Origin of the sequence: Solibacillus ferritrahens, assembly GCF_037027585.1 — a bacterium.
In the GTDB taxonomy this organism is placed as follows: Bacteria; Bacillota; Bacilli; order Bacillales_A; family Planococcaceae; genus Solibacillus; species Solibacillus ferritrahens.
The window spans coordinates 59,496-73,337 of record NZ_JAXCLE010000006.1; the positions used below are offsets into that span (position 1 = coordinate 59,496).

Annotated in this window: 15 protein-coding genes and 1 pseudogene; 13 read left to right on the forward strand and 3 right to left on the reverse strand. The window is 34.5% G+C overall.

Annotation, left to right across the window (positions count from 1 at the left end):
• Positions 1-32 precede the first annotated feature (32 nt).
• Entirely contained in the window at positions 33-710 is a 678-nt protein-coding gene (locus tag SNE38_RS07605) for an ABC transporter ATP-binding protein (protein ID WP_191703557.1), read from the reverse strand.
• 1 nt (position 711) lies between these two features.
• Positions 712-1,743: an ABC transporter permease gene (locus SNE38_RS07610; protein WP_336046228.1), complete on the reverse strand. Its 1,032-nt coding sequence runs from the start codon at positions 1,741-1,743 to the stop codon at positions 712-714.
• A gap of 236 nt (positions 1,744-1,979) precedes the next feature.
• Here SNE38_RS07610 and SNE38_RS07615 point away from each other — a divergent pair, with 236 nt between their 5' ends.
• From SNE38_RS07615 to SNE38_RS07660, 10 genes and pseudogenes are all read left to right on the forward strand, one after another.
• Positions 1,980-2,684, forward strand: a complete 705-nt coding sequence (locus SNE38_RS07615; RefSeq protein WP_336046229.1) for a YoaK family protein — start codon at positions 1,980-1,982, stop codon at positions 2,682-2,684.
• A gap of 124 nt (positions 2,685-2,808) precedes the next feature.
• Positions 2,809-3,003: a hypothetical protein gene (locus tag SNE38_RS07620; protein WP_191703554.1), complete on the forward strand. Its 195-nt coding sequence runs from the start codon at positions 2,809-2,811 to the stop codon at positions 3,001-3,003.
• A 565-nt stretch (positions 3,004-3,568) separates the two neighbouring features.
• Entirely contained in the window at positions 3,569-4,138 is a 570-nt protein-coding gene (locus SNE38_RS07625) for a GNAT family N-acetyltransferase (protein ID WP_336046230.1), read from the forward strand.
• Between the two features lie 96 nt (positions 4,139-4,234).
• Positions 4,235-4,342: pseudogene (locus SNE38_RS07630) on the forward strand (DNA mismatch repair protein MutT); the annotation flags it as partial.
• Positions 4,343-4,382: 40 nt separating this feature from the next.
• Positions 4,383-4,898 (forward strand): DUF6985 domain-containing protein, encoded by a 516-nt coding sequence (locus tag SNE38_RS07635; RefSeq protein ID WP_336046231.1) that lies wholly within the window; start codon positions 4,383-4,385, stop codon positions 4,896-4,898.
• Between the two features lie 366 nt (positions 4,899-5,264).
• Complete coding sequence (locus tag SNE38_RS07640; protein ID WP_336046232.1) at positions 5,265-5,819, forward strand: sigma-70 family RNA polymerase sigma factor; 555 nt, start codon at positions 5,265-5,267, stop codon at positions 5,817-5,819.
• Positions 5,816-6,919 carry a DUF4179 domain-containing protein gene (locus tag SNE38_RS07645; RefSeq protein WP_191703550.1) on the forward strand — a complete coding sequence of 368 codons (1,104 nt, stop codon included), beginning with the start codon at positions 5,816-5,818 and terminating at the stop codon, positions 6,917-6,919. Before SNE38_RS07640 ends, SNE38_RS07645 begins: the two co-directional genes overlap by 4 nt.
• A gap of 180 nt (positions 6,920-7,099) precedes the next feature.
• Entirely contained in the window at positions 7,100-7,546 is a 447-nt protein-coding gene (locus SNE38_RS07650) for an NUDIX hydrolase (protein WP_336046233.1), read from the forward strand.
• Between the two features lie 209 nt (positions 7,547-7,755).
• The gene (locus tag SNE38_RS07655; protein WP_225223738.1) at positions 7,756-8,109 is read left to right on the forward strand and encodes a hypothetical protein; all 354 of its coding nucleotides are present in this window, start codon (positions 7,756-7,758) and stop codon (positions 8,107-8,109) included.
• 270 nt (positions 8,110-8,379) lie between these two features.
• Positions 8,380-8,757, forward strand: a complete 378-nt coding sequence (locus SNE38_RS07660; protein WP_191703547.1) for a nuclear transport factor 2 family protein — start codon at positions 8,380-8,382, stop codon at positions 8,755-8,757.
• A gap of 47 nt (positions 8,758-8,804) precedes the next feature.
• Here the strand turns inward: SNE38_RS07660 and SNE38_RS07665 are convergent, their stop codons facing one another.
• A complete protein-coding gene (locus SNE38_RS07665) occupies positions 8,805-10,649 on the reverse strand; it encodes a serine hydrolase domain-containing protein (protein WP_191703546.1) in 1,845 nt (614 codons plus the stop codon).
• Positions 10,650-10,920: 271 nt separating this feature from the next.
• On the opposite strand from SNE38_RS07665, the gene SNE38_RS07670 reads away from it, so the two are divergent.
• The 3 genes from SNE38_RS07670 to SNE38_RS07680 all read left to right on the forward strand — a co-directional run bounded on the left by SNE38_RS07670 (position 10,921) and on the right by SNE38_RS07680 (position 13,545).
• Positions 10,921-11,481 (forward strand): AAA family ATPase, encoded by a 561-nt coding sequence (locus SNE38_RS07670; RefSeq protein WP_191703545.1) that lies wholly within the window; start codon positions 10,921-10,923, stop codon positions 11,479-11,481.
• A 72-nt stretch (positions 11,482-11,553) separates the two neighbouring features.
• A complete protein-coding gene (locus tag SNE38_RS07675) occupies positions 11,554-12,603 on the forward strand; it encodes an ankyrin repeat domain-containing protein (protein ID WP_336046234.1) in 1,050 nt (349 codons plus the stop codon).
• Between the two features lie 165 nt (positions 12,604-12,768).
• Positions 12,769-13,545 (forward strand): class I SAM-dependent methyltransferase, encoded by a 777-nt coding sequence (locus SNE38_RS07680; protein ID WP_336046235.1) that lies wholly within the window; start codon positions 12,769-12,771, stop codon positions 13,543-13,545.
• The last annotated feature ends 297 nt before the right edge of the window (positions 13,546-13,842 follow it).

Below are 13,842 nucleotides of genomic sequence, written 5' to 3' on the forward strand. Positions count from 1 at the left end.
TTAAATAAGTTACAGTATTTTTGAAATCTATTTTATGAAAGCTGTTCATCCAGAATTTTACCATCTCTCATGTGTACAGTTTTATCAACATAACGAAGCATTTCTTCATCATGTGTTACAAGTAAGGTTGTTAAGTTTAATGTTTTTGTTAAACTTTGAAGAAGCATCATAACTTCACTGGAACGTTTTGAATCAAGACTAGCTGTCGGTTCATCTGCAAATAATATTTTTGGTTCATGAATGATGGCACGAGCAATTGCTATTCTTTGTTTTTCACCACCAGAAAGTGAAGAAGGATACGCAGTTTTTCGATGTGTCATTCCTACAAGTTCTAGTACACGAGCGACATCCTTTTTATTTTTTTTCTTATTTGCAACATCCAACATTAATAATAACTGCTCTTCTGCTGTAAGAAACGGTACTAAGTGTGCAAACTGAAATACGAAGCCAAATTGCTCGGCCCGCATTTGGCGAAGCTGTTCCTGGGAAAGGCTTGTTAGGTCTTGCTCATTAAAATAAATATGTCCATTTGACGCAGATTGTAACCCAGCGGCAATTGTTAATAAAGTACTTTTCCCTGAACCAGAAGCTCCGACAAGTGCTGTGATTTCACCTTTATGAAGGGGCAGGTCAATGCCTTTTAAAATCATTTCATTTGTTTCTCCGACAGTGAATGATTTTTCTAGTTGTTGTATAGTAAAAAAACTCATATTATATCTCTCCTTGCTGTATTGCTTGTAAAGGTTGAACTTTTTTAATTTGAAGCCCTGATAATGTTGCTCCGAAAAAGCCAATGACTAAAAATATTGCAGCAAATAATAAGGTCGTATTCAGTGTTAAATGGAAGGGCATACCTTGTGGAGCAAAGTTTTGAAATAGTTGGCTTAACAGAAGGGAAATGCTTAAAGCAATTGCTGAAATTAGGAGCATTTGCGTCCACATCATGATAAATAATGTGCTTGTTTTTACTCCAATTGCTTTCAAAATTCCATATAAACCTATTTTTTGCACGTTCATCATATAAAAGAAAATTGCAAATAGCATGCCACTAATCACAACTAAAAACCAAATAATCATGTTAAGCGAAAGCTGTTCAGCAGAATAACTAGGAATCGTATTTAAAAAATCTTTGTTCGAATACATAGTTAAGCCATCAATTGTTTTTACCTCTTCATTTGCTAAATACAGTAGTTGAAGATCAGTTGTCCGGTACATTTCTGTGAAATCCTCTTGATGAATAAAGGCTACAGCTGCGTGATTAAATTTGGTTTGATCGGAGAAACCAACAATTTCCCACTGACCGCTAAATTGATTACTCGTTAAAATATCACCAATTTTAAACCCTTCTTCTTTTAAAGAAATATCTACAATCATTTCACCTGCAGCGACCCTAGGGAAGATATCGGATTCGGTTGTTGTTACAAAGGCCACACTCTGCTGATTACCTTCAGCATTGTGGAACATACCCATTTGAATAGAAAGGGCCGTAGCATCTGGATACTTTTTAAGAAGCTCCTTTTGCTGTGTACTTGATATTCTTGATAGGGCGTAGTTATCTTCTGCCTCGGTTGTCATATAAAACTGTCCATCTGGTAGCTCTTTAATTAGTGCTGCATTATCTTGAGATAATCCGTTTGCTAACCCTGCAATCATAAATGTCAGTAAGCTAATTAAAAGGACAATTAGTCCAAAAATGAAAAATTTACTTTTATTTTTCTTCATCTCTTTCCATGCTAAGTTCATAAAATTGCCTCCTAATATTGTTGATAGCGTTAGTATATAGACTAATTATGAACACACGATGAACGGGGTATTAAATACTGTCGTCAGCATAGTTTGCACGTAAGAATTATTTGATTTAGTTAATAACTCTATTTCGAATAATTAGCAGCTGCATGTGGAATAATGCCAATTAAATAATAATGTTCTTCAAGCCTGCCCAATATTATTAGAGCATTTTGTGTGAGGAGATAAAGTAAATGAAGGATAAAACGAAAAGGTGGTACTCATTAGCACCTAATTCTTTAGTTATGGGTATGATACTGGCTCTAGTCGGGGGATATTTGGATGCTTATACGTATATCACCAGAGACGGGGTATTTGCGACAGCACAGACCGGAAATACAGTCTTGTTTGCGGTGCGGGCTGCGAGTCCGGAATATAACGGAGCACTTCAAAATATCCCACCATTCGTGGCTTTTATAGCGGGCGTTTTAGTTGCCGAGCATATGAAAGATCGACTGGATATGCACAGACGATCCGTTTTGGCTTTAGAATGTGTGATTTTATTTATCGTCGGTTGGTTACCAGGAAGTGTTCCTAATATGATCATTACAATAAGCGTGGCATTTGTGTCTTCGTTACAGATTGCGACATTTAACAAACTGGGGAAATGGAGCTATAACTCAACCATCACGACAGGGAATTTACGAACAGCATCTTCAGCTTCCTATGAGGCGTTTGCCAATCAGAATAAAGAAGCCATGAAAAAATTTATAAGTTTTTCAGCCATCATCCTTTCTTTTATCGGTGGAGCCTTAATTGGAACCTACTTCAGTACGACATTGGAATACAAAGCAATATGGATTGCCTCGGGAATTATCCTCGTTATAACAATCCTTTATCATAAAACGAGAGAACAGGAAGGCACAGATGAACCAATTGAGGTAAAAGAAAGCCCGTAATTTACAGCGCTCACTTGATCAACAGGTGAGCGTTTTTTAGCGTTAAGAAGTGATTACACTGGTTTTAGTATTAAAACCATTATGCTACAATTGTAAAATATTACATAGCAATTTGGAGGTCACAATGTTTTTTATTTTTATGGCTGTATATGGTACACCAGTTTTAGCGATTATTTTTTGCTTAAACTTGGCCCTAATAATCGATAAATCCCGTAACGATAAGGATTTTCAGGTAAATGTCTACTTAATGACGGGAGCATTTACAATAATGATGTCCTGTATAACAATTGCGCTGTTAACTGTTTTAGATGGCGTTTGATCAAAAAGATGCTTAGGACAACATTAAATAAGGGGAGATTTTACCGTTATTTGATTGATGTAGCTCATTTTAAGATAAATAAGGGAACATTTTACCGCTATTGTAAATAAAATCATAAATTTTCATGTTTTTTAGGTCAATAACGGAAATCCCTTCCCTTATTTTTACTGTATTTTATGTTATTTTAAAAATAACGGAAATTCATTCCTCTATTTATCTCATTACGTAATTCAATCGCCCTCCCCAACCACTCCAACTCAAAGTAATACACTACGTTAAAATCTATAATTACTTTAACAGTAAAACATTCTATTATGCCGCTTGCGCTATCTCGAGGAGGCAGAGAGCGGAACTAATATATTTTATATCTTCATTTTTGCAGAAATTCACTTTATATCAAAGCAGAGCGGACTTCATAAGAAAATCTTATTTTTCAAATTTGTCATCCCCAACTTATGGTGTTGGACCAAGAAAAGATAATAAATGGTATAATGTGGAATGTAGCGGAATTTCTCTTCAATTCATAAGTGTAAGAACAAATTTATAAGAAAAGAGGAAATTTAACTTGTATAAAGATCAAAACTTAATCATTCGACCGATAGAAGAAATGGATTTACCTCGTATTTGGGAATTGGAGTACAAAGAAGAAAAGCCAGAGTGGAAAAAATGGAATGCTCCTTATTATCCGCATGAAACAAAATCATTCGATGAATTTTTACCCATCGGTAGGGGTTGGGTATATCAATCGAATGTGTGGGTAGTAGAAGTTGATGGTATATTGTGTGGAACTGTTTCTTATTACTGGGAACATGAACCATCAAAATGGCTAGAGATGGGTATTCTTTTTTACGAAGGTGGAAACTGGGGGAAGGGGCTGGGAACCCGTACTTTAAAACTATGGATTGATCATTTATTTAACACAATGCCTTTAGTTCGCGTTGGCTTTACTACATGGTCAGGAAATGAACGGATGATCCGCGTAGGTGAAAAATTAGGGATGCAATTAGAAGCGCGCATTCGTAAAGTTCGTTATTATGAAGGAAATTACTATGATTCGATTAAAATGGGCATCTTGCGAGAAGAATGGGCAGCACAGAAATTTAATCATGAAAATAAAATAACGTCCCCAAATTAAACATTAGTAGTTATGTAATTACATAGAGAGCAACATCGCTTGTTTTCATTTAAGGATAGGGATTTTTTTAGAATTGAATGAAAAGAGGTTACGGATATGCGGGATAGAGGTTCAGTAGTAATAATAGAAAATGATAAAGTTGGGTTAATTAAAAGAATTAGAGATAGCTCTGTTTATTATGTTTTTCCCGGTGGTGGAATAGAATTTTAGAAACATCTATTAGTTTTAAGGAGGAAGCTTATTTATGGATTTATTGCACCCTATATTCGGAGAGTTAGAGTTAAATGAATTTGAGGAATACGAAGCAATTAGACTTATAAAGTTTTCAGGATTAGAAAAAAAAGTGAAAATAACTTTTGATGATGAAATCAACGAGGAACATTGTCGAGCATATCAATCTTTTATAGAAAATTTAGATAGAATAACCCCAGATATAATACAGTCTATCATTGAATATCAGAATGAATGTCATGATGACACTGACTATACAGCGAGTTTTAAATATTTCGAAAATACTAATGATGTCATAGAAAGTACCGAACTTTTTGAAATTGCTCTTCAAACAGAACTTCATGGGGGAGTTACGGATTCAAACCTCTATCATAAAGTAATGAAAGAAGAACTAGATGGTATTGAAGAAGAAAGATACGTAGTACTATTGTTTGAAGCGAATTGGGTTAATGATGATTATCGTATCTTAAGTGTTGCTTTGGCGAATGAAAAGGTGATTTACGTCACAGATGAAAATATTACAGTTTAATTTGCAGATTATGAGTATAATACGAAGTCTATCATCTTAAAGATTTACATTCGATGTCGGTGAAATGCTTTTCCACAATATTGTATTCAAAAAAACGTTTTCAATAAGACTTGCTGACTAAATAAAATGCATCCATATGACGATTGATTTAGTTAATCATTTTCGAACATCACTCAACAACAATCATGCGCTTTCCTTGAAATAAGGAAAGTGTTTTTTTATTAAAGGCTCATATTATGCTCGATATCTCTCATCTTTTATGTTTTAGCGTTTCCATAAATAAAAAAATTAGAATAATGAGAATTATTTTAGGTTTATACGATGTATTAAGTGTAGGGCCCTTACAAAGACAAAGGAGTTAATTGTATGAAGATTACGAGCGAGAACTTTATCAAGTATTTTAAGAAGGGAAGAGAAGATGCACTTGAATTTGTAATTGACCAATATATTGGGATTGTGAAAGCAATTATATATAATGCGTTAATATCCTTCCAGGACTCGCAGCTTATTGAGGAATGTATAAGCGATACGTTTCTAGGAGCATTTGAAAATGCAAAGCAGTTTAAAGGAAACCAAGAGGACTTCAGTAAGTGGATTTGTACGATTGCCAAATTTAAAGCGATTGATATACAAAGGAGATCGGTAAATTCACCAAAGGTTGTCGAATTAACCGTGAATGGCTCCGAAGTGAAATCGGCAGAGGATGAATTTTTCTCTAAGTACATGATGGATGAATTATTAATACTCATGGAAAAATTGGATCAGATAGATCATGACATTTTCATTATGAAATATTTTTTAAATATGAAAAATGAAGAAATTGCTCATCAACTAGGCTTAACAAAGGCAGCAGTTGATAATCGCTTATATCGTGGTAAAAAAAGACTTCAACAATTACGTTTAGGAGGCGTTTTCTCTTGAAAAAATTTTATCGTAAATTAAACGATTTAAAAATCGAAATGGACATTGAACCTATGGATGTAGACGAATTGGAAAAGGCTAGAATTAAAAAAAATGTTCTGAAAGGCAAAAAGAAAAATAACTTATTCAGAAATATAGCCGTTGCTGCATCCCTTTTGTTAGCTTCTAGTTTCACTTTAAGTATTGCATTTCCAACCTATGCTGCCAAGTTGCCAATTATCGGTAGTGTTTTTGAATTGTTTAATGAAGATGATCGTTATGTTTTTGGAGAGTATAGCAATTATTCGACTGATATCGGTATTTCAAAAGAAAGTAATGGTATAAATATTACCTTAACAGATGCAGTTTATGACGGTGAAAATGTTGCAATAGCATATACAATTGAAAGTGAAAAGGATCTAGGAGAAAGACCAATTTTAGAAGGAGATTTCATAGTAGAAGAATTTAATGGAGCGTATGAACATAATGGATACTCTGAAAACTATTTAACTAAAAAAATTGGTGAGAATGAGTATGCCGTTCTTTATGTAAATGAATTAATCAAAGGTCCTAAGCCTAGTAAAATAAATGTTTCATGGGAAGGGAACTCAGTTAGAAATTTGAATAATGGGAAACAACAAAATTCTGGAGAATGGTCTTATCAATTCGCTTTACAGGCTTTAGAAAGCGAAACGGAAAATTTAATCGGAACCGGTTACAACACTGAAGACACTGGGGTAGCAATAACACTTATAAAAAAGACTGAAACGCCTATCTCGAGTACATTTTATTTATCGGAATTGGTAGACGAACGTCTGGTTTCGAAGGAAGATGATGAATTCCGAGGTGTACTTATTGAATATAATGTAACAGATGATTTAGGAAATAAACAAAACTTCATTCACTATCGAGATACTGGTCATAGTACTGATTTTCTCGGTAATGTAAGCTTTCCTAGATTAACTCTAGGTGATTTTGATAATAGAGCAAAGTCCATCACTATTACACCAACAGTTCATGTTTTAACAGTTGGTAAATCAGACAGCGATGGAAATAGACCATTGGTACCTGTAATGGCACCATACGAAATTGACCCAATTGTATTTCCCCTAAATAAGTAGCTTTTGCCTGAAATTAAAGGTTCCAGAATGATAATTCTTATCCAATATGCGGGTGCGATTCTGTAACAAGGACTCGCGCTCGTTTTCATGATTGGTCGAATAAGTGGAATAAAAGAAGGAATTATTCGTAAGTGAATCGAAACAACTAAAGATTATTGATTAATAATTTGGAGGATTACAATGAAAAAAGGAAAAATAAGAGCACTGGTTATTTGTATATTTCAAAAAGACGACTCCATTCTTGTTGCAGAGGGCTATGATTCAGTAAAAGGTGAGTATTTTTACCGTCCTATAGGAGGCGGAATTGAATACGGAGAAAAAAGCACAGAAGCATTAATGAGAGAGGTACGAGAAGAAATTGAAACCGAAATTTTTAATCTTACATATTTAGGGACGGTTGAAAATATTTTCACTTTTAACGAAGAAGTAGGTCATGAGATTGTCCAAGTATATGATGCCGACTTTGTTGATTCAACTTTTTATACAGAGGCATTGTTTGAAGGTAAGGAAAGTGACGGGAACACCTTCAAAATTATGCGATTACCTATAAGTAGGTTTCAAAACGATGAACTACGACTTGTTCCTAAAGGTCTTTTAGATTTAATTAAAGAACAACAAAATTGTTAAGGCCTCTAATTGGCACGATTCTTGAAGCAAAATTGCGTTTTTTTCAGCAATAGGGCTAGATCAACTATTCATAAGGGATTGCCTATTTTCTTCAAAAACTGGGTATGGTATAGAAACGGTTTATAATTGCTCTATCAAATTAACAATGCAATAACATCAAATTTTGAAAGGTATTGCAGAGCTATTAAAAAGCATATGATATACCTTAAATGCAATTCTGTAATAAGGATTACGGTAGTTTTTATTATGAACCATTTGCGAAGACGCCTAGTCTGCTAAAGAAAGTAATTGTTGAAACTGAACAAGAAATGGGGGAACTAGCCATGTTGATACTAAATATGTTGCAAGTAAATGATTTTGTTGATAGTCGGATGTTGAATAAGTTAGGGTATCAATTAGATATTTATAAAAATGCTTATATTAGTAAGTGTGGTTCTACACTCGTTTATCTGTATCGAAAACCGTATTTCGGAGAAGTAGTAATAGCGAAAGAAGGAAATGAGCAAAAGCACCAAGAGAATTTAAATGCCCTATTCGCGGCTGGTTATTTGGTCGAAGGGTGAAGTGGAAAACAAAGGAACATAATAATTTCATGCTCCTTTGTTTAAAATTGTATGAAGTTTTTTCCTCAACTAGTAAGAAAATAAAATTAATTAGTAGTCGATACAGGGCGCGATTCTCTTACAAGAATCGGCTCTTTTTTCATTAAAAGTGCCTTTTATATAGGGAGATAAATTGTATACTTAAGCAAATGGGGTGTTGATAAAAGAAGGGTTAATGCTCATTTTGTTGAAATTATTACTATCGAGGAATCAAAGCAAAGGGGAATAAGAATGGACTTCGTGAAGGATTTGTTAAATAGTTATTTTAAGGCTTGGAATGATGGTTTTGTTAGTAAGAACAGTGATGGGATTAGAGATTATATGTCAAAGAGCTTTGTAGGGTATTGGGCACATTCAAATTTAGATAAGCCGGATGTATATTACTATGACTATGATCTTAACAGCGTACTAAGACAAATGGATAATGCCGAGAAAAGCTTTGAAGCTGTGTCAATTACTAAACGCAATAATGAAAATGAAATATTAGTTTTGGGCAGGGAAACCAATTTAATAAATGGAGTGCCTTATTATGCTCAATGTATGTTTGTATGGAGAAAAGAAAGTAATGAGTGGAAATTACTAAGAGAATATATTGAGTTGGAAAGGTAAGAAAGGATAGTAGAGTATAGAAATCAACTTTATCTATCCTTTTCAGTTTAATAATAAAGCTCCCAGCCGAAAATTAAGATGATAATTAGCAGTGAGGAGAAACAACAAAGTGCAATGCGAATTTTTTGACCACGTAGTATCGTCTTTTTTCGCCACTCTAGTAACTGTGCTGCTATACAAACTGCAACTACGAACACATATGCATAATTAATCAAAAAATGAATTCTTAGTTGGGCATAAGGAGTGTAATTTAGTGTTCTATAAAATAAAATGATTACATTTATAACAGGTATGATATTCGCTAAAAGTAGTATCGTTTCCCATTTTTTCGAAATTGCAGTGTGAGCTGTTTTATTTCTGTTTTTTATGGATTGGATGAAACTGATTAGGAGTGTAATAACTGAATAAAGAATACTAAAAGTTATAGCTACGATACTGAGCAGCTTAAAGATTTTTGAACTTTGAGAGATCGGTAACATATCACTTGTTAGCGTTGAGATTTTTTCAAATTGACCACTGTTCAACGTTACATGAAGATAATCATTAGAACCATCTGTAGATTGATAGAGAGAAGGGGAAATTTGTTTATACGTCCCTCCAAAAGCATTCATTTTGTTTGGACCTGGTACTTCAAATCTATTAAGGGTGAATACTCCATATAGTTTGCCAAAACCTTTATAAGGTTGCCTCGCCCAATAGTAACCTTCCTTATGATTCTCTACATTGGGCATGGATTGAGTTACGTTTGTTGGTGAATATTCTCCAAATAGGAGTGTTGGTAAGCCATAACTAAGCTCTACTTCATTCTGTTGATTGGTCATGATAATTAAACCTAAGTTGTTTTCATTGGAAAAGATAAAATTGCTAGAAAAACTATCAGTATTTCCTGCATGCCCTAATACATCTACTGCATAAAGACCTCTCCAAAAACCATGGGCATTTCGTGGTAAACCATTGTTATAGAAATCACTCGTCGTTAACATTTCATCCAATGTACTGTTACTTTGAAATAACGCGCTATTCTCACCATCTCCTGGCATAAGGGCCATCATAAATTTAGCTAAATCCCCTATAGTACCAATTGCACTACCTGCTGGATACAAACCAATAAAGATACGCTCGTTTTTTGAAATACTTAACTCACCTTCACTACTACGATATCCAAGAACTGCATCTCTTTTTGTAGCTATATTTAGGTTATCTTGCTGTTTAGGGTGAATCGATGTGTCGTTCATATTTAAAATAGAAAATATATGTTCATTTACATATTCATAAAATGGCTGTCCAGTGAGGTGTTCGACAATGAAAGCGGCCAGTGCTACACCATAGTTGGAATAGGCAACTATAGTTCCTGGTTCATGAATTTGATAAGGCGTAACAATGTGAAGCATTTCCTCCAAAGGTTTTATTTCATCTGCTGATTTATAGAATAAATCGATAAAACGATCCTCCCACCCGGCATTATGGTGCATAAGATTTAACATCGTAATAGGTGCATTATATTGTAGTTTAGTTAAAAATCCCTCTGGTAAATACGTGCGAATATCTTCATTTAATTCTAATTTTCCCTGCTCTACAAGCTGCATGACACTGGTCCATACAAGAAGCTTCGTAACAGAACCCCACTCAAACACAGTATTTGGTGTAACTTTAATTTGATTTTCAATATTTGCGAAGCCATAGGACGTGTTCATGATAATTTCGTCGTCCTTAATAATTAATACATTAGCTCCAGCAGAAGATGTCCCAATATATTCAGAAACATATTCATCCACCCGGTCCTTCAGTTCAGAATAAGGAATTCCTGAAGGTGTTAACACATCCTCATTTGCAGACACAACTGATGCACAACAAAACAGAAGTACTAATACTATTAAAGTTAATTTTCGCATTAACGCGCTCCTTTTTACATCATTCTATAAATGTTTAAATCTTCCATTTTGTTATATTGTAATTTAGAAAAGGCAAAATAACTAGGAGAATTATTGTTTCATTTAAATGAGAGCGAAATTTGTATAATGACGAGGGTTGGTGATTTTTTACTACTAATGCAGCAGATGAGTGGAAGAAGGAATTTTCCTTATAAAAAAGAATTGTAATATATGGAAAATGCTATAGAATTGGAGTACTGAAGTTGTACTATATTGAATTAGGGGGAAGTTTATGAAATTGATACATATATTTGGACCACAGGCGGTTGGTAAAATGACAGTTGGGCAGGAGCTAGCTAAAATAACAGATTTAAAACTGTTTCATAACCATATGACAATTGATTTAGTTACTCATTTTTTTGATTACAGTACAAAAGAAGGGAAAAGATTAGTAAATTTATTTCGTCAGGAGATTTTTGAAGAGGTTTCAAAAAGTAATCTGTATGGAATGATCTTTACTTACGTCTGGATGTTTGATCAGGAGTCGGATTGGGATTATGTAAAGCAACTTTCCCAGCTTTTCGAGTCCAGAGGAGGCACTGTTTATTATGTAGAATTGGAAGCTGACTTAGACGAGAGACTTGAGCGGAATAAAACCCAAAATAGGCTGGAGCATAAACCTAAAAAAAGAGATATTGAATGGTCTGAAAATGACTTGAGAAGCACAATGGAGAAACATAGACTAAATTCTTTAGAAGATGAAATTTTATTCCAAAATTACATCAAGATTAACAATACGAACTTAAGTGCTGAAGAAGTTGCCAAGATAGTAAAGTTGAAATTCGATTTATAGCATTTTCTTTGGGAGTATTATGTAAGTGTTAACTAACGTAATTTTAAAAATTTGAACTGAGGAGATGCTGGGATGGGGAAGAAGAAAAAAACTTTACCGAAAAATTTCAGTGAACTAATTGAAGCGGGTGATATTTCAGCATTAAAAGAAGTATTTGTGCATTGCGAATTAGATGCCCGTGGCGGTTACAGTAAATCAACTGCTTTAAGCTTTTTCAATATACCGGATGAATTGGTTCGCTGGCTTGTGGAACAGGGTGCGGATATAAATGCTAGTGACAGTTACGGAAAAACAGCTCTACATAATCATGCAAAAAGTTGGCGCGGTAATACGGAATTGCTTCTTGAGTTAGGTGCAAATATAGAAGCAAATGATTATCAAAACGAAACACCTTTATTTGCCGCAGCAGGTTCATTTAATCCAAATGCAGTATCCATATTAGTTGCCAAAGGTGCAAATATCAGTGCAGAAAATAAAAAGAAACAGACGCCTTTAGAAAAAGCTTTGTCGTTTTGTAGAAACATAGATATCGTCAATATGGCGAAAGTTGCTGACATCTTGCTTAAAGCTGGAGCAACTAAAACGCAGAAAATGAAAGACTCTATTAAGCGAATTGGAAATGAGTTTGAATTTTACAGAGAAGGCTTTAATCCAGAATTTTTGAATCAAACAGATGAGGCACTTTTACATCTATATGAACTATTTGATGTTCCTCCAGTAGAGAAACGGATAACTCACGATGACTCCTCTCCAATAACAGTTAAAACAAAAGGATGGCAGGCGCAACATAATGAACTATGGAATTTATTAATTCCTTCACAAGGGCATGCGAAAACTGTACAGGGTGAAGTGATTCGTATTACCGGTAAAGTATCCTATGAAATATTGGATAATGGTGGTGTCAACTGGGATAATCAATTTCGTAAAATGCTTAACAGCTTAGATCAATACTTTAGCATGGGTACGCCTTTACATCCCGCAACTCTTCAGGAGGTCAAAACATTAGTGAAAGAACTGCATAACGGTAATAATGATCCTACGAGACTTTGCGAACTGGCAGTGCAATGGGTACTCAGTAATCCAAATCCTATTAGTTTGGAACAGCCAGGCTATAAGCGATAACTAAGAATTTAATTATCCATAACGTAAGGAGACGGAACTTGGTATTATTTCTTTTAGCCCCTATAGTAATCTTTTAAGTGCGTTGATCCAAAAAGGATTCAGCGCTTTTTTTGTTGAAGTATTATACAAACAGAGCGGAGAAATAAAAGACAAGGGGGATTTATAGTGGGAATTGATTTTCATAATGAAAAAAACAGATATTCTTATTCAACTCGAAAGGCAGATAGTTCATGGATTCATGCTATGGAGGAGTTAGTAAATTTCAACAATATTCCTAAAGCGTTGGATATAGGCTGCGGTGGGGGGATTTACTCGAAAGTGTTATCTGACATGGGCGTAATGTCTGTTACAGGGGTCGACTATTCCGAGGAAATACTGAAAGCTGCTAGAGAAAATTGTAACGAGTATCCAAACATATCATTCAAATTAGGGAATGCCCTACAAACTGATTTAGAAAGTAACGAATACAATTTAATTTTGGAAAGAGCGTTAATCCATCATATACAGGATTTGCAAATGTGCTTCAAAGAGGCCTATAGACTGTTGCTAGAAAAAGGAATTTATATCGTCCAGGACCGGACACCGGAAGATTGTTTATTAAAAGGTGATGCGAATCATATTAGGGGATATTTTTTTGAACGCTTTCCACAATTAATTGAGAGCGAGACGAAACGGAGATACAGCAGTGAATTTGTCATAGAAACACTTACTGATGTTGGATTTACAGAGATTCAGGAAATTAAGTTATGGGAAACTAGAAAAGAATATACAAATAAAGCGCAATTACTAAAAGATTTAAGTGAGAGAACAGGAAGAAGTATATTACACGAGCTAACGGATGAGGAATTAAAATTATTAATTGAGTATATAGATGAAGCAATCTCGTCTGATCAAAACATCGTGGAAAAAGACAGATGGACAATTTGGATAGCGGTTAAATAATTTATAAGCGGTATTGGGATGATCTGGCCCGGATGCATCTACGGGTAGGGCAGGTAACTGATGAAATAGACGGAGAAATTTCCCTTATTCAGAAAATAAATTAAAAAAAGGCCAAAATAACGGTAGAAATTACCGTTATTCGTTCAAAAAACATAAAAATGAAAGCTTTTAATTCAAATAAACGGAAAATCTCCCCTTATTTCTGCAAGATAACGGCTCCAGTCAACAAATAACGGTAAAATCTCCGCTTATTTTGCTTAATTAAAAAACATTTCAACAAGCGTCTACAGGGGAGTA

Excerpts from the sequence above, each read along its gene's own strand:
- SNE38_RS07620 (WP_191703554.1), top strand. The coding sequence starts at position 2,809 with ATGTTTTTTATTTTTATGGCTGTATATGGTACACCAGTTTTAGCGATT.
- SNE38_RS07610 (WP_336046228.1), bottom strand. The coding sequence starts at position 1,743 with ATGAACTTAGCATGGAAAGAGATGAAGAAAAATAAAAGTAAATTTTTC.
- SNE38_RS07650 (WP_336046233.1), top strand. The coding sequence starts at position 7,100 with ATGAAAAAAGGAAAAATAAGAGCACTGGTTATTTGTATATTTCAAAAA.
- SNE38_RS07670 (WP_191703545.1), top strand. The coding sequence starts at position 10,921 with ATGAAATTGATACATATATTTGGACCACAGGCGGTTGGTAAAATGACA.
- SNE38_RS07655 (WP_225223738.1), top strand. The coding sequence starts at position 7,756 with ATGCAATTCTGTAATAAGGATTACGGTAGTTTTTATTATGAACCATTT.
- SNE38_RS07605 (WP_191703557.1), bottom strand. The coding sequence starts at position 710 with ATGAGTTTTTTTACTATACAACAACTAGAAAAATCATTCACTGTCGGA.
- SNE38_RS07660 (WP_191703547.1), top strand. The coding sequence starts at position 8,380 with ATGGACTTCGTGAAGGATTTGTTAAATAGTTATTTTAAGGCTTGGAAT.
- SNE38_RS07640 (WP_336046232.1), top strand. The coding sequence starts at position 5,265 with ATGAAGATTACGAGCGAGAACTTTATCAAGTATTTTAAGAAGGGAAGA.
- SNE38_RS07635 (WP_336046231.1), top strand. The coding sequence starts at position 4,383 with ATGGATTTATTGCACCCTATATTCGGAGAGTTAGAGTTAAATGAATTT.
- SNE38_RS07615 (WP_336046229.1), top strand. The coding sequence starts at position 1,980 with ATGAAGGATAAAACGAAAAGGTGGTACTCATTAGCACCTAATTCTTTA.
- SNE38_RS07675 (WP_336046234.1), top strand. The coding sequence starts at position 11,554 with ATGGGGAAGAAGAAAAAAACTTTACCGAAAAATTTCAGTGAACTAATT.
- SNE38_RS07665 (WP_191703546.1), bottom strand. The coding sequence starts at position 10,649 with ATGCGAAAATTAACTTTAATAGTATTAGTACTTCTGTTTTGTTGTGCA.